The organism is Pantoea sp. SOD02, assembly GCF_024707505.1.
GTDB lineage: Bacteria > Pseudomonadota > Gammaproteobacteria > Enterobacterales > Enterobacteriaceae > Pantoea > Pantoea symbiotica.
Genome location: NZ_CP102605.1, coordinates 899,951 through 926,844, shown reverse-complemented (window position 1 = coordinate 926,844; position 26,894 = coordinate 899,951). Strand labels below are relative to the sequence as shown.

29 protein-coding genes are annotated in these 26,894 nt (G+C 54.3%); 22 read left to right on the top strand and 7 right to left on the bottom strand.

Annotated elements, in window-relative coordinates:
• The first annotated feature begins 481 nt into the window (after positions 1-481).
• The 4 genes from NR302_RS23685 to NR302_RS23670 all read left to right on the top strand — a co-directional run bounded on the left by NR302_RS23685 (position 482) and on the right by NR302_RS23670 (position 5,322).
• On the top strand, positions 482-1,858 hold the full coding sequence (locus NR302_RS23685) for an aldehyde dehydrogenase family protein (protein ID WP_258145529.1): 1,377 nt from the start codon (positions 482-484) through the stop codon (positions 1,856-1,858).
• 182 nt (positions 1,859-2,040) lie between these two features.
• Positions 2,041-3,315, top strand: a complete 1,275-nt coding sequence (locus tag NR302_RS23680) for a nucleoside permease (RefSeq protein WP_008109181.1) — start codon at positions 2,041-2,043, stop codon at positions 3,313-3,315.
• A 17-nt stretch (positions 3,316-3,332) separates the two neighbouring features.
• Entirely contained in the window at positions 3,333-4,355 is a 1,023-nt protein-coding gene (locus tag NR302_RS23675; RefSeq protein ID WP_258145886.1) for an ADP-ribosylglycohydrolase family protein, read from the top strand.
• Positions 4,342-5,322, top strand: a complete 981-nt coding sequence (locus NR302_RS23670; protein WP_258145528.1) for a PfkB family carbohydrate kinase — start codon at positions 4,342-4,344, stop codon at positions 5,320-5,322. The genes NR302_RS23675 and NR302_RS23670 overlap by 14 nt, the downstream gene beginning before the upstream one ends.
• Here the strand turns inward: NR302_RS23670 and NR302_RS23665 are convergent.
• The gene (locus tag NR302_RS23665) at positions 5,309-6,049 is read right to left on the bottom strand and encodes a GntR family transcriptional regulator (protein ID WP_154190785.1); all 741 of its coding nucleotides are present in this window, start codon (positions 6,047-6,049) and stop codon (positions 5,309-5,311) included. The two genes, NR302_RS23670 and NR302_RS23665, sit on opposite strands and share 14 nt — an antisense overlap.
• 220 nt (positions 6,050-6,269) lie before the next feature.
• Here NR302_RS23665 and NR302_RS23660 point away from each other — a divergent pair, with 220 nt between their 5' ends.
• Both NR302_RS23660 and NR302_RS23655 read left to right on the top strand, forming a co-directional pair.
• A complete protein-coding gene (locus NR302_RS23660) occupies positions 6,270-7,967 on the top strand; it encodes an Hsp70 family protein (protein ID WP_258145527.1) in 1,698 nt (565 codons plus the stop codon).
• Positions 7,967-9,346, top strand: coding sequence for a J domain-containing protein (locus tag NR302_RS23655; RefSeq protein WP_258145526.1), 1,380 nt, complete (start codon positions 7,967-7,969; stop codon positions 9,344-9,346). Before NR302_RS23660 ends, NR302_RS23655 begins: the two co-directional genes overlap by 1 nt.
• 33 nt (positions 9,347-9,379) lie before the next feature.
• Here the strand turns inward: NR302_RS23655 and NR302_RS23650 are convergent, their stop codons facing one another.
• Positions 9,380-9,565, bottom strand: coding sequence for a tautomerase family protein (locus tag NR302_RS23650; RefSeq protein WP_008109189.1), 186 nt, complete (start codon positions 9,563-9,565; stop codon positions 9,380-9,382).
• Positions 9,566-9,732: 167 nt separating this feature from the next.
• Between NR302_RS23650 and NR302_RS23645 the strand changes: the two genes are divergently transcribed.
• Genes NR302_RS23645 through NR302_RS23630 form a run of 4 tightly spaced genes read left to right on the top strand, consistent with a single transcriptional unit; the run spans position 9,733 to position 14,376 of the window.
• A complete protein-coding gene (locus tag NR302_RS23645) occupies positions 9,733-11,259 on the top strand; it encodes an ABC transporter substrate-binding protein (protein WP_258145525.1) in 1,527 nt (508 codons plus the stop codon).
• Entirely contained in the window at positions 11,259-12,194 is a 936-nt protein-coding gene (locus tag NR302_RS23640; protein WP_258145885.1) for an ABC transporter permease, read from the top strand. Before NR302_RS23645 ends, NR302_RS23640 begins: the two co-directional genes overlap by 1 nt.
• Positions 12,191-12,976, top strand: coding sequence for an ABC transporter permease (locus tag NR302_RS23635; protein ID WP_258145524.1), 786 nt, complete (start codon positions 12,191-12,193; stop codon positions 12,974-12,976). The genes NR302_RS23640 and NR302_RS23635 overlap by 4 nt, the downstream gene beginning before the upstream one ends.
• Positions 12,973-14,376, top strand: coding sequence for an ABC transporter ATP-binding protein (locus tag NR302_RS23630; protein WP_258145523.1), 1,404 nt, complete (start codon positions 12,973-12,975; stop codon positions 14,374-14,376). The genes NR302_RS23635 and NR302_RS23630 overlap by 4 nt, the downstream gene beginning before the upstream one ends.
• Here NR302_RS23630 and NR302_RS23625 read toward each other — a convergent pair.
• Entirely contained in the window at positions 14,373-14,894 is a 522-nt protein-coding gene (locus NR302_RS23625; protein ID WP_154156629.1) for a GNAT family N-acetyltransferase, read from the bottom strand. The two genes, NR302_RS23630 and NR302_RS23625, sit on opposite strands and share 4 nt — an antisense overlap.
• A gap of 190 nt (positions 14,895-15,084) precedes the next feature.
• Here NR302_RS23625 and NR302_RS23620 point away from each other — a divergent pair, with 190 nt between their 5' ends.
• Both NR302_RS23620 and nadS read left to right on the top strand, forming a co-directional pair.
• Entirely contained in the window at positions 15,085-15,420 is a 336-nt protein-coding gene (locus NR302_RS23620) for a type II toxin-antitoxin system RelE/ParE family toxin (RefSeq protein WP_374990655.1), read from the top strand.
• Between the two features lie 28 nt (positions 15,421-15,448).
• Entirely contained in the window at positions 15,449-15,745 is a 297-nt protein-coding gene (gene nadS, locus NR302_RS23615) for a NadS family protein (protein WP_258145522.1), read from the top strand.
• A gap of 47 nt (positions 15,746-15,792) precedes the next feature.
• Here the strand turns inward: nadS and NR302_RS23610 are convergent, their stop codons facing one another.
• Complete coding sequence (locus tag NR302_RS23610) at positions 15,793-16,341, bottom strand: helix-turn-helix domain-containing protein (protein ID WP_061719009.1); 549 nt, start codon at positions 16,339-16,341, stop codon at positions 15,793-15,795.
• Between the two features lie 102 nt (positions 16,342-16,443).
• Between NR302_RS23610 and NR302_RS23605 the strand changes: the two genes are divergently transcribed.
• Together NR302_RS23605 and NR302_RS23600 are read left to right on the top strand one after the other, a co-directional pair.
• The gene (locus NR302_RS23605) at positions 16,444-17,118 is read left to right on the top strand and encodes an AzlC family ABC transporter permease (RefSeq protein ID WP_008109202.1); all 675 of its coding nucleotides are present in this window, start codon (positions 16,444-16,446) and stop codon (positions 17,116-17,118) included.
• Positions 17,108-17,428 carry an AzlD domain-containing protein gene (locus NR302_RS23600; protein ID WP_008109204.1) on the top strand — a complete coding sequence of 107 codons (321 nt, stop codon included), beginning with the start codon at positions 17,108-17,110 and terminating at the stop codon, positions 17,426-17,428. The genes NR302_RS23605 and NR302_RS23600 overlap by 11 nt, the downstream gene beginning before the upstream one ends.
• Here the strand turns inward: NR302_RS23600 and NR302_RS23595 are convergent.
• The gene (locus NR302_RS23595) at positions 17,410-17,652 is read right to left on the bottom strand and encodes a GNAT family N-acetyltransferase (protein ID WP_258145883.1); all 243 of its coding nucleotides are present in this window, start codon (positions 17,650-17,652) and stop codon (positions 17,410-17,412) included. The genes NR302_RS23600 and NR302_RS23595 overlap by 19 nt on opposite strands.
• A gap of 68 nt (positions 17,653-17,720) precedes the next feature.
• On the opposite strand from NR302_RS23595, the gene NR302_RS23590 reads away from it, so the two are divergent.
• The 3 genes from NR302_RS23590 to NR302_RS23580 are packed head-to-tail and all read left to right on the top strand — an operon-like array spanning position 17,721 to position 19,941.
• The gene (locus NR302_RS23590) at positions 17,721-18,191 is read left to right on the top strand and encodes a GNAT family N-acetyltransferase (protein WP_008109208.1); all 471 of its coding nucleotides are present in this window, start codon (positions 17,721-17,723) and stop codon (positions 18,189-18,191) included.
• A 43-nt stretch (positions 18,192-18,234) separates the two neighbouring features.
• The gene (gene corA / locus NR302_RS23585) at positions 18,235-19,203 is read left to right on the top strand and encodes a magnesium/cobalt transporter CorA (protein WP_081113251.1); all 969 of its coding nucleotides are present in this window, start codon (positions 18,235-18,237) and stop codon (positions 19,201-19,203) included.
• A 51-nt stretch (positions 19,204-19,254) separates the two neighbouring features.
• The gene (locus NR302_RS23580) at positions 19,255-19,941 is read left to right on the top strand and encodes a DJ-1/PfpI family protein (protein ID WP_258145521.1); all 687 of its coding nucleotides are present in this window, start codon (positions 19,255-19,257) and stop codon (positions 19,939-19,941) included.
• A 44-nt stretch (positions 19,942-19,985) separates the two neighbouring features.
• Here NR302_RS23580 and NR302_RS23575 read toward each other — a convergent pair whose 3' ends face one another.
• Entirely contained in the window at positions 19,986-20,717 is a 732-nt protein-coding gene (locus NR302_RS23575; RefSeq protein ID WP_154182668.1) for an SDR family oxidoreductase, read from the bottom strand.
• 159 nt (positions 20,718-20,876) lie between these two features.
• On the opposite strand from NR302_RS23575, the gene NR302_RS23570 reads away from it, so the two are divergent.
• Positions 20,877-21,809 carry an AraC family transcriptional regulator gene (locus tag NR302_RS23570; protein WP_258145520.1) on the top strand — a complete coding sequence of 311 codons (933 nt, stop codon included), beginning with the start codon at positions 20,877-20,879 and terminating at the stop codon, positions 21,807-21,809.
• A gap of 340 nt (positions 21,810-22,149) precedes the next feature.
• Here NR302_RS23570 and NR302_RS23565 read toward each other — a convergent pair whose 3' ends face one another.
• The gene (locus NR302_RS23565; protein ID WP_258145519.1) at positions 22,150-22,854 is read right to left on the bottom strand and encodes an SDR family oxidoreductase; all 705 of its coding nucleotides are present in this window, start codon (positions 22,852-22,854) and stop codon (positions 22,150-22,152) included.
• 105 nt (positions 22,855-22,959) lie between these two features.
• Between NR302_RS23565 and NR302_RS23560 the strand changes: the two genes are divergently transcribed.
• The 4 genes from NR302_RS23560 (at position 22,960) to NR302_RS23545 (ending at position 26,890) form a co-directional block, all read left to right on the top strand.
• On the top strand, positions 22,960-23,850 hold the full coding sequence (locus tag NR302_RS23560) for a LysR substrate-binding domain-containing protein (RefSeq protein ID WP_258145518.1): 891 nt from the start codon (positions 22,960-22,962) through the stop codon (positions 23,848-23,850).
• A gap of 250 nt (positions 23,851-24,100) precedes the next feature.
• Positions 24,101-25,288: a M20 family metallopeptidase gene (locus NR302_RS23555; RefSeq protein ID WP_258145517.1), complete on the top strand. Its 1,188-nt coding sequence runs from the start codon at positions 24,101-24,103 to the stop codon at positions 25,286-25,288.
• Between the two features lie 21 nt (positions 25,289-25,309).
• Positions 25,310-26,158 carry a transporter substrate-binding domain-containing protein gene (locus tag NR302_RS23550; RefSeq protein ID WP_175501730.1) on the top strand — a complete coding sequence of 283 codons (849 nt, stop codon included), beginning with the start codon at positions 25,310-25,312 and terminating at the stop codon, positions 26,156-26,158.
• A gap of 12 nt (positions 26,159-26,170) precedes the next feature.
• Positions 26,171-26,890, top strand: coding sequence for an ABC transporter permease (locus tag NR302_RS23545; protein WP_258145516.1), 720 nt, complete (start codon positions 26,171-26,173; stop codon positions 26,888-26,890).
• Positions 26,891-26,894 lie beyond the last annotated feature (4 nt).

Here is a 26,894-nt window from a genome sequence, read left to right as displayed (position 1 = left end):
AGCCTGAGATCTTCATTCTGTGGATGAAAAGGGTCGTTTTCTGATTACAGTGAACATTAACACTGTTTATAGTGAACATTCTACTCTCTATAGTGAATAAACTACTGACTCCAGTGAACACTTTACTCATTATAGTGAACGCGATCACCTTCTGAGCCCTTGTGGGGTGCGGCCTGCGACGATCGGGGATCTCTTAGGATCTCTTTAAGATCTCTATATGATCTTTCTTTAAGATCTATTCACTGTATAACTTAATAACGCCAGGACTGAAGCGGCTTTGGACACGCAAAACGTTTAAAACAACCGCATCGCGATGACATCCTATTCGATCCCACCAAATAATCAGTTATATGCGACCAGGATCCTTATAATTCTCCATAAATGAACAACTTCCTCATTATTATTCATTTTTAAGAAACCTCCACCCGGCGTAAGGTAAGCACCATTGAACATCACATCACTTATGACGAGGACATCTTTCATGACTGACAACGTTATTTCCCGCAACCCTACTACTGGCGAAATTCTCGCGACCTATCCGCTGCAGAGCGCAGCCGAGCTGGAAGCCGCATTGCAGCAAAGTGCTGATGCCTTCGCAGAGTGGCGCTATACGACAATGCCGCAACGAGTCAAAGTGCTGCGTCAATTGGCTGAACAGATTCGCCAACGTCAGGATGAGCTGGCAACTATGGCTACGCTGGAAATGGGCAAGCCTATCGCTCAGGCACGTGCTGAAGTACTGAAATGCGCCAATCTCTGCGACTGGTATGCAGAACACGGCCCAGCGATCCTTGCCGACAAACCCACGCTGGTGGAAAACCAGCAAGCGTGGCAATCGTTTCGCCCGCTCGGCGTGATCCTTGCAGTGATGCCATGGAACTTCCCTTACTGGCAGGTTCTGCGCGGCGCAGTCAGCATGTTGCTGGCGGGTAATACCTATGTACTGAAACATGCACCAAGCGTAATGGGATCCGCCAACCTGATGTCGTCACTGTTTGACGCCACCGATCTGCCTAAAGGCGGCTTTACCGTGATCAACGTCGATAACGATGGCGTTTCGACAGCAATCAAAGATCCGCGTATTGCGGCTGTAGCGGTAACCGGCAGCGTGCGTGCAGGCGGAGCTATTGCAGCGCAAGCCGGTGCAGTATTGAAAAAAACCGTGCTGGAACTGGGCGGCGCGGATCCTTTCATTGTGCTGGCGGATGCAGACCTTGATGCTGCAGTGGCCTCAGCGGTCACAGGACGCTACCAGAACACCGGACAGGTCTGCATGGCAGCCAAGCGCTTCATCATTGAAGAAAGCGTCGCAGAAGCGTTTGAGGCGCGTTTCAGCGCAGCGGTGCAGGCATTGAGGATCGGCGATCCTTTGGCAGAAGAAACTTACATCGGCCCTATGGCGCGTTACGATCTGCGTGATGAGCTGGATAATCAGGTGCAGCAGACCATCAAGGAAGGCGCCCGTCTGGTATTAGGCGGCCATAAGATCGACGGCCCAGGCAACTATTACGCCCCAACGATCCTCGCTGATGTCACACCAGCCATGACCGCTTTCCAGCAGGAAATCTTTGGTCCGGTTGCTGCAATCACCGTCGCTCGCGATGCACAACACGCCCTTGAGCTGGCTAACGACAGCGAATTCGGCCTCAGTGCAACAGTGTGGAGCGGCAATGAAGCGCTGGCCAACGAACTGGCGGAGAAACTGGAAACCGGCGCGGTGTTTATCAACGGCAATGGCGCGTCCGATCCGCGGGTTGCGATTGGTGGCGTTAAGAAAAGCGGCTATGGTCGTGAACTGTCGAGCTTTGGTGTCCACGAATTCTGCAACATTCAGACGGTATGGAAAAACCGCCGCTAACTATTACCGGGCGCGTTATTCGCGCCCTCATTCATATCCACCGCATCTAGTTACCTCCCGCCTCAAACCGTTGCACATCGGTTAAAATGTTGTGGACGAGTTCAAAAAATCCACCAATGGTATTATAAAGGTATTATTACTGGTGTTAGATTGGCCCCACCTACACCGGGGAGTCCTTTTAAATGAAAACAACAATCCCAAAACTGTCGTTCATGATGTTTCTTGAGTGGTTTATCTGGGGCGCATGGTTTGTACCGCTCTGGGCATTTCTCAGCAAAAACGGCTTCTCGCCAGTTGAGATCGCCTGGTGCTACGCCTGTACTTCAATAGCCGCCATCCTGTCGCCGATCCTTGTCGGATCGCTGGCCGATCGCTTCTTCCAGGCGCAAAAAGTGTTGTCGCTACTCACCATCGTCGGATCCATTCTGATGTTCTTCGCAGCCCAGCAAACACACTTCGGCGGCTTCTTCCCGCTGTTGTTGCTGTATGCGCTCACTTACATGCCAACCATCGCCTTAACCAACAGCATCGCGTTTTCACACGTTGCTGATGTGGAGCGTGATTACCCGCGCATTCGCGTCATGGGCACACTTGGCTGGATCGCGTCCGGCATCGTTTGTGGCTTCCTTCCGCCGCTGCTGGGCTATGGCGATATTTCAGCCAGCAACGTACCGTTATTGATCACCGCAGCAAGCTCGCTGTTGCTCGGCATTTTTGCCCTGACGTTACCCGCGACCGAGCCGAAAAGCACCGGCAAATTCAGCCTGCGCGTAGCGCTTGGCCTGGATGCGCTGCATCTGCTAAAGGATCGCAGCTTCCTCGTATTCTTCGTCTGCTCCTTCCTGTTCAGCATGCCGCTGGCGTTTTATTACATCTTTGCCGAAGGCTACCTGACGGAAGTCGGCTTGCCGCATGCCACCGGCTGGATGACACTTGGCCAGGTTTCGGAAATCTTCTTCCTGCTGGCGCTGCCGTTCTTCATTAAACGCTTTGGCATCGGCAAAGTGCTGCTGCTGGGATTAACCACCGCCGCGTTGCGCTACGTGTTCTTCGTGTTCGGCGGCGATCAAAACATGCTGACGTATGGCTTGCTGTTCATGGGCATTCTGCTGCATGGCGTCAGCTACGATTTCTATTTCATCACCGCTTACATCTACGTAGATAAGAAAGCGCCAGTGGCGATGCGTAATGCCGCGCAAGGGCTGATCACACTGGCCTGTCAGGGCATCGGCAGCCTGCTCGGTTACCGCCTTGGTGGCTACCTGATGCAGGAAATGTTCGCCTACGACCAACCGCGCAACGGGCAGACTTTCAACTGGGCCGGCATGTGGATGTTTGGCAGCGTGATGATCGTAATGATCACCATCGCCTTTATCGTCCTGTTCCGTGACGGCAAAAAACGCAGCGATGAACTTACCGCTTTCGATAATTCAGCAACTGCTGACAGCCATAAATAAGGGATTTCACCATGACGATGACAACGCAAGAAAAACGGATTTTAGGCGCGTTTTACGGGCAGGCGCTGGGCGATGCGATGGGCATGCCATCGGAATTGTGGCCAAGAACGCGCGTGAAGCAGCACTTTGGCTGGATCGATCGCTTCCTGCCCGGTCCGGCTGAAAACAATGCCGCCTGCTACTTTGGCCGGGCGGCCTTTACCGATGACACGTCCATGGCGCTGGCATTGGCTGATGCGATCGTCACTCACGATGGCGAGATCAATGCTGAAACCATTGGCGCGAATATTTTGCACTGGGCCGAGTCGTTTGATGCCTTCAACAAGAACGTGCTCGGGCCGACTTCAAAAATCGCGCTCAACGCCATGAAAGCCGGCACACCAGTGTCGCAGCTGGAAAATAACGGCATGACCAACGGCGCAGCGATGCGTGTGTCGCCGCTCGGCTGTCTGCTGCCAGCACGCGATTTATCCGCTTTCATTGATGCCGTCGCACTGGCGTCAAGCCCAACGCATAAATCGGATGTCGCGATTTCCGGCGCAACGGTGATTGCGTGGGCGGTTTCGCGCGCTATTGATGGAGCCAGTTGGGCAACGATCCGCGATGAACTTCCAGCGATTGCACGCGCGGCGCAGGAAAAGCGTGTTACCACCTTTAGCGCATCAATGGCAGCACGCCTCGAACTGGCGATGAACGTTGTCGCGCAGGGCAGGGGCGTGGAATCGACTATGCAGCAGATTTACGATCTGGTTGGAACCGGCACCAGCACCATCGAATCGGTACCGGCGGCGATTGCGATGGTTGAATTGGCCGAGACCGATCCGAATCGCTGCGCGATCCTTTGCGCTAACCTCGGCGGCGATACCGATACCATCGGCGCGATGGCGGTGGCGATTTGCGGCGCGCTGCATGGCATCGACAGCATCGATGTTGCCTTGAAAGCCGAGCTGGATGCCACTAACGCGCTGGATTTCACCCGCTACAGCGCCGCATTCACGCGCTTCCGCCAGCAGCGCGAGGCCGCCTATGTTGACGCCTGATGATCTGAAGAGACTTGAAGGCCGTCTGCCGGTATGCGTGATAGGCGCGGCGGTGGTTGATGTGATTGCTGATGCTTACTCGTTGCCACATCGTGGCAGCGATATTGAGCTCCACCAGCAGGGCGTCAACGTGGGCGGCTGCGCGCTGAATGTAGCGATTGCGCTGCACCGCCTTGGCATCCCGTCCATCAACGCGCTGCCGCTTGGCAACGGCACATGGGCGAGCATTGTGCGGCAGAAGCTGACGGAATATGGCATTCACAGCGTGTTGGAAACCGCGAAAGGCGATAACGGCTGGTGTTTGGCGTTAGTGGAACCTGATGGCGAGCGCACCTTTCTATCAGTGAGCGGCGTGGAAAATCAGTGGGATGCGGCGCTGCTCGATACGCTGCCGCAGCCGGCTAATCGCTGGATCTACCTTTCTGGCTATCAGCTCACTAGCAAAAGCGGTGATGTGCTGATCGACTGGCTGGAGCAGCAAAGCCAGCCGTATCAGCTGCTGGTGGATTTCGGTCCGCGTCTGGCGGATATCGGTGACGTGCAATTTGAACGCATTATGGCGCGCCATCCACTGATTACAGTGAACAGACAGGAAGCCGAACTGTTGTGGCATGAGCGTTTGAATCAAAAAGAACCCTTTGATGCGCAACTGTTAATGACGCGCTGGCAGCAGCGTTTTGGTGGCGCGATGGTGGTGCGACTCGATAGCGAAGGTGCCGGCTTCGTGGACGCGAATACGCAAGGTTGGATACCGGCATTGCCGACAAAAGTGGTCGATACCATCGGCGCAGGCGACAGCCACGCGGGTGGATTATTGGCGGGATTGGCATCGGGTTGGTCGCTGGCAGAAAGCGTCGCGCTGGGCAATGCGGTGGCGTCTTATGTGGTGTCACAACGGGGCGGCGATTGCGCGCCCGATCGCGTCACGTTAACGGCTTATTGGCAGCAGCGCCTTACTCCGCAATAAACACATACATATCGCTACGACAGTAGCTAATGCTGTACTCCAGCGGATTGCCCTGCGCATCTAACGCCAGCTGCTTGATCACCAAAACAGGCACGTTGTCGGGTAGGGCGATCTGCTGCTGGAGCGCCTCATCTGGCATGCGAGCACTCACTCTGCTTTGTGACGTCACCGGCAGAATTTGCTGCTGGTGGAAATAGTCGTACAGTGAAATCCCAATCTCATCCGCATCGGCGATATAGCGCGCCGGCACCCAGGATTCTTCCACCGACACCGCTTGCTGATCGACATAGCGAATACGCTTCAGCAAATACACCTCGCTGCCTGTACTCAATCCCAGCTTTTCGGCGATTTCTGCGTCGCAATGGATTTTGCTTTTGTTAATCCACACTGTGTCGGGCTTTTTACCGCGCAATACCGCTTGTTGCGACAAGCCTTTCGGTTCTTTAAGCGAATACTCAAACTGGCTGCAGATCTGCGTGCCGTAGCCACGAGAACGCAACACCACGCCCTCTTTTTCCAGCGCATCCATGGCTTTACGCACGGTGATGCGCGAAATGCTCAGCGATTGGCTGAAGTCACGCTCACTTGGCAGGATCTCTTCATGCACTAACACGCCATCGCGCACCGCATCTTTAATTGCAGTGGCAAAGCGTTTGTACAGCGGCGTGCGGCTGTCATCGGCAAGGGTAGAAGTCAGCCGCGAAAAAAGTGCAGTTTGGTCGGTCATAGCGGGCGGGTTCACTCATTCTGGTAAGCGGCATAACGCCTATGATACTGACATTTCGCATTTTATTCATTGCAACAGTCAACGGCGGGCTTTCTCTACTCATATTCGTGATAAAGGCTAAAGATTCTGGCCGTCTCGCCGATAAGCCCATCAATAATTATACCTGGGATACCAATCATAAAATGCGCATCTGATGGTGCAGAACTTCAAAGGAATGTATATGGCAATCAGACAGGTTATCGGGATTGATCTTGGCACCACAAACAGTGCAGTAGCGATATGGCGGGAAGGAAAACCGCAGTTAATAGCAAATACCGCAGGAAGCCTGCTAACGCCTTCAGTTATAGGACTTGACGATGAAGGTCACCTCATTATCGGACAATCCGCACATCATCGTCTCAGCACTCATCCGCATCTGACTCAAGCCAGCTTTAAACGCTACATGGGCACCGAAGCAACTTTAACTCTCGGTTCGCAATCATTTCGCGCTGAAGAGCTCTCCGCAATTCTATTACGACAGCTAAAGCAGGATGCAGAAAACGCGCTGGGCGAGGAGATTTCTGATGCGGTGATTACCGTTCCTGCTTATTTCAATGATGTGCAGCGACGCGCCGTGAAAACAGCTGGAAAACTGGCTGGGCTCAATGTTTTGCGACTGCTGAATGAACCCACTGCAGCCTCGCTTGCCTTTGGATTGCTTGAAAACCGCGAACAGAAGTATCTGACTTTCGATTTAGGCGGCGGCACCTTTGATGTCTCTATCATTGATATGTTTGATGGCGTCGTCGAAGTCCGTGCCAGTAGCGGCGACGTTCAGCTAGGTGGCGATGACTTCAGTGAAGCGATATGCCAGTGGATGCTAATTCAGAGCCCTGCACTGAAAGATGAATTACCCGCAGTCAAACCCGCGTTGCTTGCGCAGGCAGAAAATTTGAAACGCGGCTTGAGTCATCATGATGAGGCCAGCGCAGAGATAATCTGGCTGGGTGAAACATGGCGATGGACCTTAGATGAACAACAGCTTAGTGAATGTTGCCAGACGCTAATTACTCGCCTGCAACAGCCAGTGATTCAGGCTTTGCATGATGCCCGCTTTTCACTAGGAGACCTCGATCATGTCTTGTTAGTCGGCGGTGCGACACGAATGCCGTTGGTACGCCAGGCCGTTGCTCGTCTATTTGGCCGCTTCCCCCGCCATGATCTTCATCCCGATGAAGCTGTTGCGCTTGGTGCGGGTGTCCAGGCAGGGATGGTAATGAAAGATAGCGCGGTTGAAGACATCATTCTAACGGATGTCATGCCTTTTTCGCTTGGTATGGAGACTGTGAAAGAGAGCTACGGTCAGCTGGAGGAGGGATTTTTTCTGCCGCTGATTGAGCGCAATACCTGGCTTCCGGTCAGTCGCAGCAAGACGGTTCACACCATCGCTGATAATCAAACACATGTCTTGTTAAAGGTTTATCAAGGGGAAGGTCGTCGGGTTAAAGATAATATTTACCTGGGTGAAATGCGCATAGATGTACCGTCGCGTAAAGCGGGAGACGTGTCATTAGATGTGCGTTTCACCTATACGCTTGATGGCCTGCTGGAAGTTGAGTGTCAGCACGATAAGAGTGCAACACCTTCGCGACTGGTGATTGAAAAGGTACCCGGGCAGATGAGCGCAGAACAAATTGAAGCGAGCTTAAACAAGCTGAGAGAACTAAAGCAACATCCACGCGATCGTCAGGAAAACCATGCATTGCTGGCGCGTGGGGGGCGTTTGTATCAGTTCCTGCTAGGTGAGGAGCGTGCCTGGATTGATAACGTTATCCATGCTTTTGAACTGGCGTTAAATAGTCAGGATGAGCGGCGTATCGCTGATGTCAGGCAGAAAGTAGTTGAGGCACTGGCCCGCTTTGATGAGGTAATTCCGTAATGAGTCATTGGCATATTCTCGATATAGAACCTACACAGGATGAGGCGCTTATTCGTCGCGCTTATTCACGGCTGCTGAAGAATCATCGGCCTGAAAGTGATCCTGAAGGCTATCAGCGGCTGAGAGAAGCTTTTGAGCAGGCTAAAAACAGTGCTGCTGACGCGGCGCTTCAGGCTGAAACAAGGGATGTGAAAGAAACGGATTGCGCTGAATTCAATAGTGCGATTGATGCACAACAAATGGATGAGTGGCTGGCAACGACAGATGTAGTGGAAGCGGATGAGAAACTTGCGGATTATGCGTTTAGCCTCACGCCGCTTTATACCACTGGTGAACTCTCAAATCTGGCCAAATTGTTGGTTGACGAGGAAATGCAAGGCATTAAATCGCTAAGAGGGTTGTACCAGCGCGTTTGCAATGAGGGAAATTTGCTGCAACAGCAGCAGTTTCACAATGATTTGGCTGCCGCGCTCGCTGAACAACCTGAACTCACGGATGGTTTATTGCAACGGGTGAGTGATGACCTCGGATGGGGATTAGATGATTACAACGTCTATATAATCTCCCATGAAATGCAGAGAGCGCTCGGCTGGCAGGTGCGCAACACCGAACGGGAACAAGCATGGAAAAAGCTCAATAATGAAAGTGTAAATGGCAGCTTTATGCCGCGGACTGCCGTCACGTTGCTGCTCAGCGATCGAGCGGAGATGCCTTTCTGGGCCCGTTTAGTGCCCGGACTGGTGGCTCTGATGTCACAGCGGGTTAATGGATTATATGCAGCATTCCCCGAACTCATTGAACGACTTAATCCTGCGATGCTGGAGTTTATTGGTTCTGAGCGGATTACGTTGAGCTGGCGCGGTATTTTCCTGGTGGTTTTCTGGCTGGTTATGTTCCATTTTCTGCTGCCCGGCGCGTTAGTCACTTCGGTTACCGGCTGGATGGGAATGGGATTGGTGCTGTTTTATCTTTTTATCAGCGACATGATTATGTGTGGCTTAAAGCGGCGACCACGCATACTTGAAGCTTTTTTGACAATAGAATATCTGTTCTCAGCCTTACTGCTTTGCATATTATGTTTTTCCGGTTTATTTATTATCATTAACGACTTACCCGGAAAATGGCCTGGTGGAATGCCTTATGTTTTCCTGCTTATCATCGAATTTCTGGTCTTTTGGTCGGTATGGCCGCGAAATGTTCAGGGTATAAGGCGTCCTGGAATTGCGATGAGCCAGTTAATCAGCACGCCATGGCGCTTGATCCAAAGATTAGATTACGCGCCAATTTCATGGCCACTGACTGCGGTATTTAGTGTGTTTTTATATAAATTTCTAATTTTAATAATAAAAATACCTTCGCAGCTTTGCCCTTACTGGTAAAAAGGGAGGCAGAAATTTCTGCCTCACCGCTTTTCAACGCTCATCAAACGGCACGCCGCCTTTTGACTTATGGTGTTTTGGCGTTTCGATAATGGAAACTGTCACCGAATTAGCGTCGATCTCAAACGAATCGGCCACCGCTGCGGTCACGGCTCTCAACAACTTCTTCTTCTGCTCAATCGTGCGACCTTCCGCCGCATACACAACAATTTCTGGCATCTCTGCTGCTCCTTAAAGTAAACGTTCGTTTTCAGCATACCGCAGCCAAAGCTCTGCGTGCAGCGTCAATCACCAATCTTCACTGGCAATCTGTGTTGAAATGTGTATTGTTATGTTATAACGTAATTAACTCTTTTAATATGTAGCGGTTTCAGTCGGAAATCATAATGAAATCAATGAAAATTTTGCTTATCGCTTCGGCGTTAGGCCTGGCTTCTTACGCCTCAATGGCGGCAGAACATCAGGATAAACCAGTGCGCATTGCGGCGCCGTTTGAAATCAAAGGCACCGATCCGGCGCTCTCCGGCGACATTCTGTTGCGTATGGATGTAGTGGAAACGCTGGTAGAAGTGAACGAACGCGCCGAGCCCATTCCGGCGCTGGCGCAGAGCTGGCAGGTTTCTAATGATGGTTTGCAATGGCAATTGCAGCTACGTCCCAACGTGCGTTTCCATGATGGATCGCCACTGGATGCGGCTGCGGTGGTGAAATCACTTAATACCGCGCGTAGCAAAGCGGGTTTGCTGGATAAAACGCCAATCACCGCTATCAGTGGGGAAGGGCAGCGCGTCACTATCACCATGCGCGAACCTTTTACGCCACTGCTTTCGGTGTTAGCAGAGAGCCGTTCCCAGATTCTGGCATTAGCCAGTTGGGATGCGCAGGGCAACATTACCCGCATCATCGGTAGCGGGCCATTTATGCTGACGTCGTTCCAGCCGCCGCAATCTTTGGCGGTAAAACGGTTTGACAATTACTGGGGCGAAAAGCCGGCAATTGCGGCCGCCAGCTATCTCTCTTCCGGACGCGCCGAAACCCGCGCCTTGCTGGCGGAAAGCGGCGACGCGGATTACGTATTCAATCTGGATGCCGCCAGCCGTCAGCGTTTAGCGCGCAAGCCGTCGCTGCAACTGCCCGCTATTCCGGTGCCGCGCACGCTAATGTTAAAACTCAATGCGGGCGATCCGCTGTTAGCTGAACAGCCGGTGCGTGCTGCCATCAGCATGGCGATTGATCGTAACGCGCTGGCGATGGCGGTGCTACGTTATCCGGGCGCGGCCAGCCAATTATTCCCGCCGAATATGGGCGAATGGCACAACAGCGCACTGCAACCGCTACAGTTCAATCCGCAACTGGCGGCAAAACAGCTGCAAGCGGCGGGCTGGAAATCAGGCGCGGACGGCGTGTTAACGCGCAACGGCCAGCGCTTCAGTGTGACGCTGCTGACGTTCCCCGATCGTCCCGAACTGCCGCTGATGGCGATGGTTATCCAGCAGCAGCTGCGTAAAGTCGGTATTGAAGTGAAGATCAACTCCACCAATGCCAGCGAAATTCCAGCGCAGCATCACAGCAATCGACTGCAACTGGCGCTGTTTTCCCGTAATTTTGCTCTCACGCCTGACCCAACCGGCACGTTACTGCAGGATTATGCGGAAAAGGGCGGCGACTGGGGCGCGATGAACTGGCATCCAGCCGGTTTCAGCGCAGCGTTGCACACCTTAACGCAATCCAACGATGCGGCCGAACGTGCGCAGGCGCGTAACCTGATCACCGCCTCCTTACAGCAGGATTTACCGGTGATCCCGATTGCCTGGTATCAGCAATCTGCTGCGATCAACAGCAAGTTGAAAAACGCCACGCTCGATCCGTTCGAGCGTCACTTTGGTCTGCGCCAGATGCAGTGGGAGCAATGATGATCAAGCTTTTAGGCTGGCGCTTAGCGCAGGCGGCATTCGTGGTGCTGGCGGTCGGTTTACTCACCTGGTTTTTGGTGCAGGCCTTGCCCGGCGATATGGCGTGGCGCATTGCCAGCGGTCGTTATGGTTACGATCGTGTGGATGCCAACGCGGTGGCGCTGGTACAGCAGGAACTGAGCGGCTCGTTGCAGCAGGGCAGCGCGTTACTGCATTGGCTATTCGATCTGCTGCAGTTCAACTTTGGTCGCTCGCTGGTTTCCGGTGAACCGGTGATGGATGAACTGCGCTGGCAGCTGAGTCAAACGCTGGCGTTGGCAGGTTCATCGCTTCTCCTGACGATGTTATTCACCTTGCCGCTTGGCATTTGGGCGGGATGTCACGCCAATGGCAAGCTTGATCGCGCGTTGTTCTGGCTGAGCGCGCTGCTGAAATCGGTGCCGCATTTTGCGCTTGGCATGCTGCTAATTGTGTTACTGGCGCTGCAGCTCGATTGGCTGCCCAGCGCCGGGCACGGCGAGCTGCGTCATTTTCTGTTGCCATCGTTAACGCTGGCATTGTCTTTAACCGCAGTGGGCGTGCGTGTAGTGCGCGAAGCCACGTATCAGGTTATCACGTCAGGCTATTACCGCTGGGGCGCGCAGAAGGGGTTAGCATCCGCAACGCTAATGCGCCGTCACGGCTTGCGAAATCTGGCATCGCCGGTGTTGACCTGGTTTGGCATGCAGTTTGTCTGGCTGGTGGAAGGTGTGGTGGTGGTGGAAACGCTGTTTGCCTGGCCCGGCATTGGTCACGCGCTGGTGCATGCCATCTTTGCCCGCGATGTGCCGGTGATTCAGGCCAGCGCCATGACGCTCGGACTGCTGTTCGTGCTGCTGAATATGCTGGTGGATGCGGGTTGTCATCTGCTTGATCCCCGAGGAGCACGCGCATGACAATTTCATTATCGCGTCTTATTGGTCTGCTGTTGTTGTGCTTGCTGCTTGGCTTCGCCTTCCTGCTGCCCCTGATTCATCACGGCGATCCGCTGGAACAGGATCTGCTGCAGATGCTGCACGCGCCGAGCGGCGGGAATCTCCTCGGATTTGATCATTTGGGTCGCGACATGCTGCCGCGCCTCAGTGCAGCATTGCGCCTTTCGCTTGGCCTCGCTGCATTATGTGTGATGAGTGCGCTGCTCGCGGGCGTGCTGGCTGGCGTATTAAGCGCGCTGTATGGCGGTTGGCTGGATCGCCTGCTCAGCATGCTCGGCGACATGTGTCTGGCGCTGCCGGGATTGCTGCTGGTGCTGCTGCTAGCGGCGATTGCGCCGGATTCTCCCGGCATGTTGTGGCTGGGGATTTCGCTGGTGCTGTGGGTGGAATTCTTTCGCGTCACGCGTGCAACGCTGCGCCCAGTTGTGCGTGCGCCCGGCATGCAGGCCTCAAAGCTGCTTGGTTTCACGGCGTTCTACCGTTTTCGTCGTCACCTGTGGCCCGCGTTAGCGCCGGTATTAACCACGTTGACACTGTTCTCTTTCAGCAGCGCCATCATGGCGGTATCGGCTCTCGGGTTTATCAGCGTCGGCGTTCGTCCGCCCACACCAGAACTGGGGTTGATGATGACCGAACTGTTGCCGTTCGCCTGGGAAGCGCCATGGTTGTTAATGCAGCCGGTAATCGCACTGTTTCTGCTGTTGATCAGCCTGAATCTGTTGATGAAAAAGGAGAGTAAATGAAAGGATTACAGGTTACCGGCATTAGCGTCACAACGGCCAGCGCCACGCTGGTGGAACCGGTTGATTTCACCTTGGAGCCCGGCCAACCACTGACCTTGCTGGGTGAAACCGGTTCAGGTAAAAGCCTGCTGGCGCAAGCGATCATGGGTGTTTTGCCCGACGATTTGCAGGCCAGCGGTACGCTGATCATCAACGAACAACGTTTTACCCTGCCGCAGGATGCCGGATTGTTGCGCGAATTATGGGGCCATACGTTAGCGTCGCTGCCGCAGGAACCGTGGCTGTCGCTGGATCCAACCATGTCAGTACAGCAGCAGGTTGCCGAAGGCTACCGTTACGTACGAGGACAGGCGAAAGCCGCCAGCGCAATCGCCGCGCGTCGCGATTTACAGCAGCTTGGTTTACAGGACGCAGCGCCGCGTTTTCCGTGGCAACTCTCCGGCGGGATGGCACAGCGTGCAGCCTTTGCCGCCGCACGTGCAGGCGGCGCGGAGATACTGATTGCCGATGAGCCAACCAAAGGGCTGGATGTGGCACGTCGCGATGAGGTTGCGGCTTTGCTGCGCCGCGAAGTGGCCGACGGCGGCACACTGCTCACCATCACCCACGACATCGCGCTGGCCCGTCAGTTGGGCGGTGAGGTTATCGTGATGCATAAAGGCAAGGTGATCGAGCAGGGCAGGGCGGAACAGGTGCTACATGCGCCGCAGCAGCGTTACACGCGTGAATTACTTGCCGCCGACCCCGCCGCATGGGCTGCACGGCAACAAACCATTGTTGGCAGCAAAGCGGTGGTGAGTGTTGAGGGCATCCGCTTGCAGCGCGGCGGTAAACCGCTAGGCGTGCCGCAAAACTTCACGCTGCACGCCGGCGAAATCGTTGGATTACACGGTGCCAGCGGCAGCGGCAAAAGTAGCTTTGGAGATGTGTTGCTCGGTCTGTTAACGCCGCAGCAAGGCAAGGTTACGCGTCATGCGGCGGTCGATGCGCTGAAATTCCAGAAGATTTATCAGGATCCGTCAGCGCTGTTTCCGCCGACCTGCACACTGGCGCAAAGCCTCGACGATGTGTTGCGACGTCATCGCATTGCCTCCACGCGGCGGGATGCGCTGATGGAGCAATTGGCGCTGGCGCCGGAACTGCTGACGCGTTGGCCCGATTCGCTGTCGGGCGGCGAGCTGCAGCGCTTCTCGCTGTTACGCGTGATGCTGCTGGATCCGGTATTTCTGTTTGCCGATGAACCCACATCGCGTCTTGATCCGCTGGTGCAGCAGCAAACCATCCAGCTCATCACCTCGCTAGCGCGCGAGCAACAGTGCGCGGTGTTGCTGGTGAGCCACGATCGCGATCTGCTGGAAAAGGGCACGCATCGGGTGATCGCGATGGAGGACGTCGCTTAACGCTCTGGCGGCTGGCTATCGCCGTGACCAAGTGAACGCTGCATCACCACGGTGTCCAGCCAGCGGCCATGTTTGAATCCCACCGACTTCATGACACCGGTGTGCTCAAAACCGAGCGCCCGGTGTAATCCCAGCGATCCTGCATTCTCGCTATCGCCAATAATCGCGATGATTTGGCGAAATCCTGCCGCTTCCGCTAGCGCAATGGCTTTTTGCAACAGCGCGCGACCAATGCCTCTGCCGGTTTGCTGCTGATCGAGGTAAATCGAATCCTCCAGCGTAAAGCGATAGGCATAACGCGGGCGATACGGCGCCAGATAGCAATAACCCAGCACCTGATCATCCTCCTGCGCCACCAGCCAAAAACCGCCGCGCTGCTGCACATCCTGCACGCGATTCTGCATTTCGCTCGTAGACGGCGGTTCGGTTTCAAAAGTCGCGGTGCCGTGCAGCACATGCCATGCGTAGATTTTCTGAATGGCAGCGGCGTGATGAGGTCGGGCGGGAATAATGTCCATATGTTCCTGATTCTTAGCGGAGAAAACCACAGCATGCCACTGCGCCGCACGCGAATCATCGGATTTAACAATAGGAAATTCTGATGGCTGATCCGCTAATCGCTTTTAGGACGAAACGTATCATCACAAATTTTCGTGGGTAGTACTCTGTACGATAATTTACTGGAAAACAGTACGAGGTACGACTAAAGTGAGCATTAGCTATCTGGAGTTTATCGAAACTCGCGTTTTCTCTAAGGCGCGCAAAGTATTGCTTGAAGATGATGACGAATTTAACGAATTACAGTGTTATTTACTCGATCACCACGATTTAGGTGACACGATTAGAGATACCGGCGGTTGTAAGAAAATCCGTTGGAGTCGTTCAGGCATGGGCAAGCAAGGTGGCACACGGATTATTTATTTCACCAGACTGCTGTCGGGAAGAATTTATTTACTGCTCATCTATCCTAAAAACGTTAAAGACGATTTAAATGAGAATGAAAAGGCGATGCTTAAAGTTTTCACAAGGCAAATCAATTTGTAATTCTGCCATTGCCAGAATGGGATAATTTATGGACAAAAAACTGTTTAACGATTTACTTGAAAGCATGCAGGAGATGGTCGCGATTGAGAAAGGACAAGAAATCCCTGAAACAAGCCGCGTCCATCGTCATGCGCTACCCGATGTAAAACTCATCAGAAAAAATGCGGGTCTTAAACAAGCTGAGTTTGCTGATGCGATGGGTGTCAGTGTGGATTTGATTCGCAGCTGGGAGCAGCAGCGCCGAAACCCAACAGGGCCAGCCCTAAAAATGCTTTATTTGATTGAACAGCAGCCACTTTTGATTAACGCGCTACGAGCAATCTAACGTGCTGATGTAGGGTCGCCATTTATGGCGACCTGGTCAACCAAAGCTCAATTCTGCTCCGACAATTGCACCGCCATAGTATCCGCCTCTAAAGCCTCGAATACATGCGGTTCGTCGGCGGGATAGCAAATGTAGTCTCCCGGATGCAGTTCGACCGGCGCATCGCGCGGTCCCACCAGCGCACGGCCACGCGCGATAATTACATGTTCGACCGAGCCCGGCGGATGCGGTTTTGAGTCGCGCGGCGCGCCCGGTTGGCTGGTGACCAGATAGAGATCGCGGCGTCCGCCGGGCGGGCAACTTGCCAGCAATGCCGCCTGATAATCCGCCATCTCCGCTGAGACGATCATACCTTCGCCACGACGAATTACCTGCAAACGCTTCACTTCCGGCTCCATCAAACGCGCGAAAGGAATATTCAACGCCACACACAGCGCCCACAATGTTTCAAGGCTGGGATTGCCATTCCCCGCTTCAAGCTGCGACAGCGTGGATTTGGCGATCCCGGCGCGACGCGCCACTTCTGTCAGTGAAAGCCCTGCGCGCTGGCGTTCGCGCAGTAATCCGACAGCAATAATATCAATTGGCGTGGTCAAACCCTCTCCTGTTCTTTATATCGAACGATTTGTTCGTCTTGTAAAACAATTCTGCTGCGTTCATTATAACGGCTTTCCTGTTCGATATGAGATCAAATTGTGATGCGTCTGGGTGCAGTGCCGCTTGATCGCGGAGTAATAAAAGCCATATTCCTGGTTTGTCTGGCCGACGGTATTGTCGGGCTTTCTTACGGTTCACTAGCGGCGGCCGAAGGGTTTCCGCTGTGGGTGCCCATTGCGCTCTCAACGCTAGTGCTGGCAGGCGCGTCGGAATTCCTGTTTATCGGCATTGTGGCGGGCGGCGGCAGTCCGCTGACCGCAGCTGCGGCCGGTTTGCTGGTCAACGCGCGTCATCTGCCGTTTGGCATTGCGGTGAAAGATCTGGTGGGCAAAGGCAGCCGCAGTCTGTTGGGATGCCACATCATGAACGATGAAAGCGTGGTATTTGGCATTTCCCAGCCAAAACTGGCGCAGCGTCGTGCCGCGTACTGGATTTGTGGTTTGGGCATTTTCACTATTTGGCCGCTGTCGGTGATTGGCGGTGCGGTGATCGGCCGCTTTATCCCCGATGTTTCGGCCATTGGTTTAGATGCGGTGTTCCCGGCGATCCTGATTGCCCTGATTTTCCCGGCGCTGCGTCAGCGTCGCACGCTGATCCCCGCGACGCTTGGCACCGCGCTGTCAGTGCTGGCAACGCCATTTGTACCAGCGGGCATGCCGGTGCTGTTTTCATTGCTGGGATTACTGAGCTGGCGGGAGCGTAAAAATGCAAAATAACCTGATCATTGGCGGCATCGCGCTGCTGGCGGTGGGCACTTATGCGATCCGTTTCGCCGGTTATCGTCTGGGCAGCCGTATGCAGATGTCGGATCGCGCACGCAACATGCTGTCTGATGCCGCCACGGTTTTGCTGCTGGCGGTAGCCGTAACCACCGCGCTGTTTGAAGGCACACATTTTGCCGGAGTTGCGCGCATCGCCGGTGTACTGTTTGCGGTGTTTTTGGCCTGGCGGCGCACACCGTTGATTCTGGTAATTATCGGTGCCGCGCTAATGACCGCGTTGCTACGCTACTTCGGCGTGCCCTGATCGCGCCAGGTTTGCGCGCGTAATTCATATAATAAACTGGCGGGTGCGCCTGGAACATCGTGAAACTGGTCGTAACAGCGCAGTCCCGCTTTCTCTAACACCCGCTGTGACGCGAAATGATCCGGGCGCACCGCAGCATCAATCACCGGAAGCTGGCACTCATCTAAGCCATAAGCGATCACCGTGCGGGCGAACTCGGTGGCGTAACCTTTTGTAGCCGGAATCGGCGTTATCTTCCTGATGAGTTTTGTTACTGTGATACTCCACGGATTACTAGCATAGAGGAAAACGTATGAAACCGCGTTTAGCCCGCTGTGATGAAACGGCCACGTTGTGGCGTATTCGCAACCTTGCGATTCGCCACGGTTGCCAGGCCGTTTATCCAGCAGATGTTATTAGCGCATGGACGCCCGATGCGTTACCGCACGGCTATTTTGAGGCGGTCAAAAGCAACCCGTTTTATGTGGTCGACGATGCTGAATATGGCGTCGCCGCGACCGGGTTTCTCGATCTGCACAGCGGCAGTGTAGAAGCAATTTTTACGCTGCCCGTTTGCAATGGCAAAGGTTATGCCAGTGCGATAATGCAGGCAATTATCGATGAAGCGCGTCAGCGTGGTTTTACTCAACTGACGCTCGCCGCCACGCCCAACGCCAGTGGCTTCTATCAGCGCCACGGTTTTCGTGTGGTGCGTGAAGCGCTCTATCCCTCGGCGCTGGCGCAAGCCGACCTTCCCTGCGTCGAAATGATCCGCGAGCTTTAAGGCTAAAATGACAAACAGTGCAAACAACATGGACCGCGCGAATATGGTAATTAACTGCGTAGCGTATCGCCACGGCAAGCGCGAAGAGCATGTCGATATCGCCGATATCAGTGAAGTATTGAAAGAAGAGAAATCCTTCGTCTGGATGGGTTTGTACCAACCCGAACCGGCTTTTATGCAGACGCTGCAGCAGGAGTTCAGCCTGCATGAACTGGCGATTGAAGATGCGCTGGTGGCACATCAGCGACCGAAAATCGAGCAATATGGCGATTCGGTATTTATCGTGGTGAAAACCGCCCACATGGACGAGCAGCAGCGCATCACTTTCGGCGAAACCCACTTTTTCCTCGGCAAAAACTTCCTGATCACTGTGCGTCACGGTTCTTCGGAAGGCTATGCAGACATCCGCACCAAAGCCGAAAAGAATCACGCGCTACTGTGTGAAGGACCGGGTTATGCACTCTATTGCATCCTCGATTTTATCGTTGATAACTACAGCAAAATCACCGAATCCCTCAACGATCGCATTAGTGGGCTGGAACAGGGCATGTTCACCACACGTTTCGACAGCGATGCGCTGCAGAACGTTTATCATCTGCGTCGTGAACTGCTGGCACTGCGTAACGCGGCGCTGCCGGTGACCGAAATCTGCCAGCAGCTGGTGCGTTTCCACGAAGATATCATCCCGAAAAATCTGCGTGCCTATCTGCGTGACGTGCAGGATCACGCGCATCACGTGATGATCGATGCGGAAGATATGCGCGAAATGCTTACCAGCGCGATGCAGGTCAATCTGGCGCTGGTGTCAGTGCAGCAAAGCGAAGTGAATAAAAAGCTCGCTGGTTGGGGGGCGATCCTGATTGTGCCGACCATCATTTTCAGCATGTACGGCATGAACTTCCCCGATATGCCGGAGCTGCACACCCACTTTGGTTATCCCGCAGTGGTGGGCGTAACCGTCGTTATCTGCTGCGTAATGTGGTGGCGGCTGAAAAAGGCCGGTTGGCTATAAACGTTAAATGCCTGCATTTTTTGCACAACTTCCTGCAACCCGGAGTGAAAGATGTCCTTTAATATTGGTCTTCTGCTGTTCCCCAACCTCACGCAACTCGATCTCACCGGTCCGTGGGAAGTGTTTGCCCGCATGCCCAACGTTAACAACTATCTGATTTGGAAAGATCGTCAGCCGGTGATGTCAGATCGCGGCCTGGCAATCGTGCCAACCGTGACCTTTAACGATTGTCCTCAACTCGATCTGATCTGCGTTCCCGGCGGTCCCGGACAAATTGCGCTGATGGAGGATGACGAAACGCTGGATTTCGTGCGTCGCATGGCGGAAAACGCCAAGTGGGTGACATCGGTGTGTACCGGTTCGCTGGTGTTAGGTGCAGCGGGTTTATTGCAGGGATATCGCGCGACGTCACATTGGGGTTCGCTTGATCAGCTCAGCTTGCTCGGTGCCACGCCGGTAGCGGAACGTGTGGTGCGCGATCGCAACCGCATCACTGGCGCGGGCGTCACCTCGGGCATTGATTTCGCTTTAACCGTGGCGGAAGAGCTGCTTGGACGTGAGACAGCGGAAAATATCCAGTTGCAGATGGAGTACGATCCGGCGCCGCCATTCCATTCCGGTTCGCCACGCAGCGCATCGCCGGAACAGTTGGCGGCGGCAAAAATCCAGATGCAGGATTTTATTGCTCGTCGACGTGCAGCGACCGAAAGTGCCGCAGCGCGGCTCGAGCGTGACTGAGAAAACTGGCGATTTCAGCCTGAAATCGCCACAGGTTTTACCGCTTAATGTGCGCTGGCAGTAGGGCGCACGGTGATTTCACTGGTATCCACCTCGCCAGGCTGATCGATGGCCCAACTCACCGCTTTGGCAATCGCTTCCGGCTTGAGGGCAATCTGGCGATAGCTCTTCATCGCTTCACGCGCGGTGTTATCGCTGATGATATCCGCCAGTTCAGATTCCACCACGCCAGGATTGATCACCGTAACCCGCAGATGCTGCGATTCCTGGCGCAGGCCATCGGAAATGGCGCGTACGGCGAACTTGGTGGCGCAATACACGGCGGCAGTCGGCGAAACGGTCAGTGCGCCAATGGAGGCGATATTAATAATGTGACCAAACTGCTGCGCTTGCATGGTCGGCAGCACCGCAGCAATGCCATACAGCACACCGCGAATATTGACGTCGAGCATCAAGTCCCATTCATCTACTTTCATTGAGCTCATCGGTGACAGCGGCATCACGCCCGCATTGTTGATCATCACATCAATACGGCCATATTTTTCCAGCGCAAAATCGGCCAGCTGCTGTGTATCGGCGCGCTGGGTGACGTCGGTGGCGAGATAATCCACGCTTGCGCCGCCAAAACGCAATTCATCACATAACGCCTGCAGACGATCGGTACGGCGCGCACCGAGCACCAGCTGATGACCTTGTTGCGCCAGATGACGTGCAATGCTTTCGCCAATGCCGCTGCTGGCACCCGTCAAAATAATCACTTTCTTAACTGTGTTCATGATGCATTCCTCTTTGAGTTGACGAGGCTATTGTTGATAAATCATGCAGTGCGCAACAGACCGGATTGTGGCGCATCATTGCCTGATTCTCTCGTGTGCATTGTGCAACCACGATTTACACAGCTATGCTTTGCCTGAATCTCTCTGAGGAAATTGTTCATGCCACACACCGTGCAACAGCGCACCTGCGCTTTACTCAGCCAGCTGGCACGCCAGGAAGGCTATACCGAATCGCTGCTCGATAGTGTGCGCTTTATGCGCGCCGATCGGCAGTGGGCGCGCACGCCGGTATTGTATGAGCCGAGCATCATCATTATTTGTCAGGGATCGAAACGCGCGTTTCTTGCAGACAAAATGTATCGCTACGACGCGCAACATTATCTGGTGTTGTCGGTGCCGCTGCCGTTTTCTGCTGAGACGGAAGCCACATCAGAAGAGCCGTTGTTGGGCATCGCCATACGTTTGGATGTTGCCATGGTGGCGCGGCTGGTGGCGCAACTGGCCAACAGTGAAACGGCGGTAACCGCTACGCCGGCGGGCATCATCTCAACACCGATCAATGAAACGCTGGCGGAGAGCACGCTGCGTTTGCTGGAAGCGTTGAGTGATCCGCTTGAAGCCAAAGTGTTGGGACCGGCGCGCGTTGAAGAGATCTGTTTTCGCGTATTGATGGGCGAGCAGGGCGGCGCGGTGCGTGCGGCGTTAACCTATCAAGGCCATTTTGGTCGTATCGCGCGTGCTTTGCAGCGCATCCATGCCGACTGGCGTCAGCCGCTGGATGTGCCACACCTGGCAAATGAAGCCGGCATGAGCGTGCCGCGCTTCCATCTGCATTTTAAAACGGTGACGCAAACCTCGCCGATTCAATATCTAAAATCGCTGCGGTTGCATCAGGCGCGTTTAATGATGATCCGCGACAATCTCACCGCCGCGGGCGCAGCAGCGCGCGTCGGCTATGAAAGTGATTCGCAGTTTAATCGTGAGTTCAAACGGATGTTTGGTCGCAGTCCGGCAGAAGAGGCGCGAGAAATGAAGCGGGCGTTTGAGTTGTTACCGCCGGAGCAGCTGTCCGGCCGATTACAGGCGCATTAACTTAGCGAATGCTCATGATGGCAACCACTAATAAAATCCAGAAGGCAGCACAGCCGGTAAACATCAGTTGCCAAACCTGATGGCGTTGTGCGGTGAAAAGAGTAGACATACGAGCACGTAAAATCGATTGCATAGCGACCTCAAATCAAAATGTTCATAAAAGTAAGTAAGCGAGCTGAAGCAGGAAAGTTCTGTCAGCGAATAAGAACATTCTGACTTTTTTTGAGGGGTAAAATCGACAAGACCAGTCTTGTTTTTTGCTTGATAAATAAACGGTAGTAAAACAGAAAGCCGTGAAAGTCAGGAGGCTATTCACGGCTACATTGAGAGATTTTTCTTACTACACGCTACGCGTTACGCCGCCATCAACACGAATATTCTGAGCGGTAATATAGGCCGCGCCGGGCGATGCCAGGAAGGCGATGGTTGCTGCCACTTCTGCAGAAGTGCCATAGCGCTGTAATGGCACGCTGTCGCGACGTTCATCGGTTTTCGGCAAGCTATCGATCCAGCCAGGCAGCACATTGTTGATGCGAATGTTATCGGCCGCGTAAGTATCGGCGAAGATTTTGGTGAAGGATGCCAGCCCGGCACGGAACACCGCTGAGGTTGGGAACATATCGGTTGGCTCGAACGTCCACGCGGATGAGATGTTGATAATGCTGCCGCCGCCCTGTTTCTGCATGATTGGCGTGACCAGACGCGTGGCGCGCACCACATTCAAAAAGTAGGTTTCCATGCCGAGCTGCCACTGCTCGTCGGTTAATTCCAGAATCGGCGCGCGCGGACCATGACCGGCGCTGTTCACCAGCACATCAATGCGTCCCCAGCGCGCCAGCGTTTGATCCACCAGCTTCTGCAGATCTTCAACGGATTGATTGGAACCCGTCACGCCCAAGCCACCCAGCCGCTCCGCCAGCGCTTCACCTTTGCCGGATGAAGAGAGGATCGCCACTTTAAAGCCGTCGCTCGCCAGTTTCTCCGCTACTGCTGCACCCATGCCGCTGCCACCGGCGACGATTACTGCCACTTTTTCTACTGTCATTATTGATCTTCCTGTTAATTAAAAATCGATTAAATCCAGTATAAAAGGTATTTTCGGCAGCAGAGAGTCAGTCTGTTTGCCAATTGACGATAGGAAAACTACAGGATGAGCCAGGGATTCAGCGAGCTGCCGCCGCTTAATGCGTTGAAAGTGTTTGAAGCGGTGACGCGCCATTTGAATTTTCGCCTGGCGGCGGAAGAGTTAGGCGTGACGCAGGGCGCGGTGGCACAGCAAATTCGCGGTCTGGAAGCCAGCCTTGGGCTGAAATTGTTTGATCGATTGCCGCGCACGCTGGCGCTGACCGGCGCGGGTGCAGGTTATGCAGTCAGCATCCGTCAGGCGTTTGAACTGATCGATGAAGCCACGCGCACGCTGCGTCCGGAACCGAATCGCTTAACGTTGAGCGTAACGCCCACCTTTGCCAGCCGCTGGATGCTGCCGCGCTTACCGGGTTTTACCGCCGCGTGGCCGGATATCGATCTGCGCGTATTAGCTTCTGAGCGGCTGGTGCAGTTTCATCATGAAGGCGTCGATTTAGCAGTGCGCTACGGCAGGCCGCCGTTTGGCGCGGGTCTGGATGCCACTTTACTGTTTAGCCAAACGGTATTAGCGGTGGTGAGTCCGGCGCTGCTTGAAGAGCTGGGCGATCCGGCCGAAAGCGATAACTGCCTGCGCTACGTGTTGCTGCACGATGGTCATCATCTTTGGCCCGCATTTCTGGCGTTTATCTTCCCGCATGTATCGCTGCATCATCAGCATCACCTGCGTTTCAATCAAACCGCGCTGGCGCTGGAAGCGGCGATCAGCGGGCAGGGCATTGCGCTCACCAGCCCGCATTTCGTGCAGAACGATCTGGCCAGCGGACGTTTGGTGCCCGCGTTTGCGCAGCAAATGACCATTGATGCCGGTTGGTATCTGGTGTGGCCGCGCCGTCCGCGCGAACAAGCGCCGATGATGGCGGTGCGCGATTGGCTTTTAGCGCAGGTTAGCGGCTGATTATTGTTCAATAACGAAATCAGTAAAACTGATGATCCGTATGGGATCATGAATGTTATAACTGCTTAATGATGCAGATGTGGGGTTTTATCCTGTCAAGGCAGTGAATTAGCAAAATATCGCGAAAATTCAGCAAGTAAAGCGACGGATTGCGCGTTGCATTCTGTCGAATGCTGTGAATAAATACAGAGTCAATTTTAATAAAAATGCCATAAAGGCCAGGCTCGCGCCTGAAAAAAGATCTTTGCATATGACCGCTCATAAAGATGTTTTAGCCAGGGACATCAGCGCCAAAAGCGAAAGCATGCAGGCGCATCTCATCGCCATTCGCCGTGACATTCACGCGCATCCGGAGCTGGGTTTCGACACCGTCCGTACTGCGCACATCGTTGAGCAGGAGCTGCTGCGCCTGGGTCTGACGCCGAAAACCGGCGTCGGCAGAACCGGCGTGATGGCTGATATTGTCGGCGCGCATCCTGGTAAAACCGTGCTGTTACGCGCGGATATGGATGCATTGCCAATCCATGAACAAACCGGTTTACCTTTCAGCAGCCAATATCCCGGCAAAATGCACGCCTGCGGCCACGATATTCACACCGCGACGATGCTCGGCGTGGCGGCGATTGTGCCGCACTACCGCGCACAGTTGCATGGCACTTTGCGATTGATTTTCCAGCCAGCAGAAGAGACGCCCGATAGCGGTGCCGAAGCGATGATCGCCGATGGCGCGGCAGATGGCGTCGATCTTGCCATTACGCTGCACAACAAACCGGAACTGGCCGCCGGGGAAATTGGCTTAACGCGCGGTGCTAGTACCGCCTCCAGCGACGAGTTTGATGTGGTGGTGCACGGTAAATCAACGCACGCCGCCCGTCCGCATATGGGAACCGATCCGATCATTGCCGCCGTCAATCTGGTGAGCCAGCTGCAAACCATTATTTCGCGCGAGCTCGATCCCGCCAACTCGGCGGTGCTGACCATCGGCCACATTCATGGCGGCAGCACGCACAACATCATTTCCGATAGCTGCCTGATTCAGGGCACGGTACGCGCCAAATCACCGGCGGCGCGTGCGCATATCGAAGAGGCGTTCAAACGTATTTGCGCGGGCGTCGCGCTGTCGCTGAATTTGCGCGTTGAGGTCAATTACCAGCGCGGCGTACCGCCGTTAATGAACGACGATGCGCTGATTGATGCGCTGGAACCGATTTTGTCGCATCAGTTTGGTAAAGCCATTGTTGCCAAGCCGAGCGCCAGCTTTGGTGCTGAAGATTTCTCGCTGTTTACCGAGCGCGCGCCAGGTTGCCAGATCCACATTGGATCCGGCGCACCGGGACGCGACGACCATCTGCATAATTCGGATTACCAACCCGACGAGCGCAGTATCCATGCCGGCACGCAGGCATTAGCCCGTTTAGCCATTGATTTACTCTCTTAAAATAACGAACTTCGAGGTTTTCTGATGATGCGTAAAGGACTGTTTACCGCTTCTGTGGGCATGCTGCTGCTTGCCTCTTCCGCTCTGGTGCAGGCAAAAGATTTTGGCACGCTGAAATTCGCCACTGAAGCTGCTTATCCGCCGTTTAACCAATCCACGCCGAACGGCAAAATCGTTGGTTATGAGCCGGATATGGTGGCTGAAATCGCTAAACGTGCCGGTTTCAAATACGAAATCGTGGCGCAGAAATGGTCCGGTATGATTCCGGGTTTAGTCGATGGCAAATATGACGCGGTGATCGATGCCGTGACCGTCACGCCGAAGCGTGAAGAAGTGGTGGATTTCTCACGCCAGTACACCGTGAGTGTTTCAGGTTTCGTCACTCTGAAGGGCAGCGCGGTTGATACCTTGCCAGGCAATGGCGAAGTGGTGCTGGCGGATGACGAAGCTGGCATGACCAAATCTATCGATGCATTGAAAGCCAAATTCAAAGGCAAAACCATCGCGGTGCAGGTTGCCACCATTCAGGCTGACTTCCTCAACAAATATCTGGCGGATGTGGCAACGATTCGTACTTATCAGGCCGGACCGGAAACCTTCGCCGATCTGCTGAACGGCCGCGTTGATGCAGTAATGGCGTCACGCACCAACCTGAATGCCTATGTGAAAAAGCATGCGGATACCGTTAACAGCACCGGTTACGGTTTCTCGGGCGGCGTGTTGGGCCAGGGTTCAGCCATCGCGATTCAGAAAAACAATCCTGAGCTGAAGGCGGCGCTGGATAACGCGTTAAATTCAATGATCAAAGATGGCACGCTGAAGCAGCTGTCTGAAAAATGGTTCGGCGAAAACGTCGCACCTAAAGAGTAATTCCAGGCGCTTATGGCTATTGATTGGCAAATCTTAGGTTTTGGTGACGAAGGTTGGGGCGGCGTGTTGCTTAACGCCGCCACGGTGACCGTCACCGTTTCATTATGTGCATGGATGCTGGGCGCAATTCTCGGCAGCCTGTTGTGTTGGATGCAGATTGGTGGCGGGCGCTGGCAACAGCGCCTCGCCAACGGCTACATCACGCTGTTTCGTGGTGTGCCGGAGCTGCTGGTGATCTACCTGTTCTATTTTGGTGGACGTCAGGTGGTGTCGTTTGTCGGGGAAAGTCTTGGCCTACAAGGACCGTTTGATGTGAACGGCTTTGTAGCGGGTGCGATTGCCATCGGCCTGATCTCCGGCGCCTATCAAAGTAGTGTGTTCCGCGGCGCGTTATACGCGATCCCGAAAGGCACGCTGGAAGCCGCAACGGTCACCGGCATGGGCCGTTTGATGCTGTTCCGCCGCATGATTGTGCCGCAGGCGCTGAAAACCGCGCTGCCGGGCATGGGAAATCAGTGGCAATCGGTAATCAAAGAGTCGGCGCTGGTTTCGGTCACCGGCTTAGTGGAAACCATGAACCAGATCTCCACCGCCTCGAACTCGACACAAATGCCGTTCTTCTTCTACAGCGTTGGCGCGGTGATCTACCTGATCATCACCACCTGTTCCGATTTTGTTTTCCGCTATGTGGAAAAAGTGGCCATGCGCGGGCAACAACGCGCGCGGTTGTAAGGAG

Excerpts from the sequence above, each read along its gene's own strand:
- NR302_RS23685 (WP_258145529.1), top strand. The coding sequence starts at position 482 with ATGACTGACAACGTTATTTCCCGCAACCCTACTACTGGCGAAATTCTC.
- NR302_RS23680 (WP_008109181.1), top strand. The coding sequence starts at position 2,041 with ATGAAAACAACAATCCCAAAACTGTCGTTCATGATGTTTCTTGAGTGG.
- NR302_RS23675 (WP_258145886.1), top strand. The coding sequence starts at position 3,333 with ATGACAACGCAAGAAAAACGGATTTTAGGCGCGTTTTACGGGCAGGCG.
- NR302_RS23670 (WP_258145528.1), top strand. The coding sequence starts at position 4,342 with ATGTTGACGCCTGATGATCTGAAGAGACTTGAAGGCCGTCTGCCGGTA.
- NR302_RS23665 (WP_154190785.1), bottom strand. The coding sequence starts at position 6,049 with ATGACCGACCAAACTGCACTTTTTTCGCGGCTGACTTCTACCCTTGCC.
- NR302_RS23660 (WP_258145527.1), top strand. The coding sequence starts at position 6,270 with ATGGCAATCAGACAGGTTATCGGGATTGATCTTGGCACCACAAACAGT.
- NR302_RS23655 (WP_258145526.1), top strand. The coding sequence starts at position 7,967 with ATGAGTCATTGGCATATTCTCGATATAGAACCTACACAGGATGAGGCG.
- NR302_RS23650 (WP_008109189.1), bottom strand. The coding sequence starts at position 9,565 with ATGCCAGAAATTGTTGTGTATGCGGCGGAAGGTCGCACGATTGAGCAG.
- NR302_RS23645 (WP_258145525.1), top strand. The coding sequence starts at position 9,733 with ATGAAATCAATGAAAATTTTGCTTATCGCTTCGGCGTTAGGCCTGGCT.
- NR302_RS23640 (WP_258145885.1), top strand. The coding sequence starts at position 11,259 with ATGATCAAGCTTTTAGGCTGGCGCTTAGCGCAGGCGGCATTCGTGGTG.
- NR302_RS23635 (WP_258145524.1), top strand. The coding sequence starts at position 12,191 with ATGACAATTTCATTATCGCGTCTTATTGGTCTGCTGTTGTTGTGCTTG.
- NR302_RS23630 (WP_258145523.1), top strand. The coding sequence starts at position 12,973 with ATGAAAGGATTACAGGTTACCGGCATTAGCGTCACAACGGCCAGCGCC.
- NR302_RS23625 (WP_154156629.1), bottom strand. The coding sequence starts at position 14,894 with ATGGACATTATTCCCGCCCGACCTCATCACGCCGCTGCCATTCAGAAA.
- nadS (WP_258145522.1), top strand. The coding sequence starts at position 15,449 with ATGGACAAAAAACTGTTTAACGATTTACTTGAAAGCATGCAGGAGATG.
- NR302_RS23605 (WP_008109202.1), top strand. The coding sequence starts at position 16,444 with ATGCGTCTGGGTGCAGTGCCGCTTGATCGCGGAGTAATAAAAGCCATA.
- NR302_RS23600 (WP_008109204.1), top strand. The coding sequence starts at position 17,108 with ATGCAAAATAACCTGATCATTGGCGGCATCGCGCTGCTGGCGGTGGGC.
- NR302_RS23590 (WP_008109208.1), top strand. The coding sequence starts at position 17,721 with ATGAAACCGCGTTTAGCCCGCTGTGATGAAACGGCCACGTTGTGGCGT.
- corA (WP_081113251.1), top strand. The coding sequence starts at position 18,235 with ATGGTAATTAACTGCGTAGCGTATCGCCACGGCAAGCGCGAAGAGCAT.
- NR302_RS23580 (WP_258145521.1), top strand. The coding sequence starts at position 19,255 with ATGTCCTTTAATATTGGTCTTCTGCTGTTCCCCAACCTCACGCAACTC.
- NR302_RS23575 (WP_154182668.1), bottom strand. The coding sequence starts at position 20,717 with ATGAACACAGTTAAGAAAGTGATTATTTTGACGGGTGCCAGCAGCGGC.
- NR302_RS23570 (WP_258145520.1), top strand. The coding sequence starts at position 20,877 with ATGCCACACACCGTGCAACAGCGCACCTGCGCTTTACTCAGCCAGCTG.
- NR302_RS23565 (WP_258145519.1), bottom strand. The coding sequence starts at position 22,854 with ATGACAGTAGAAAAAGTGGCAGTAATCGTCGCCGGTGGCAGCGGCATG.
- NR302_RS23560 (WP_258145518.1), top strand. The coding sequence starts at position 22,960 with ATGAGCCAGGGATTCAGCGAGCTGCCGCCGCTTAATGCGTTGAAAGTG.
- NR302_RS23555 (WP_258145517.1), top strand. The coding sequence starts at position 24,101 with ATGACCGCTCATAAAGATGTTTTAGCCAGGGACATCAGCGCCAAAAGC.
- NR302_RS23545 (WP_258145516.1), top strand. The coding sequence starts at position 26,171 with ATGGCTATTGATTGGCAAATCTTAGGTTTTGGTGACGAAGGTTGGGGC.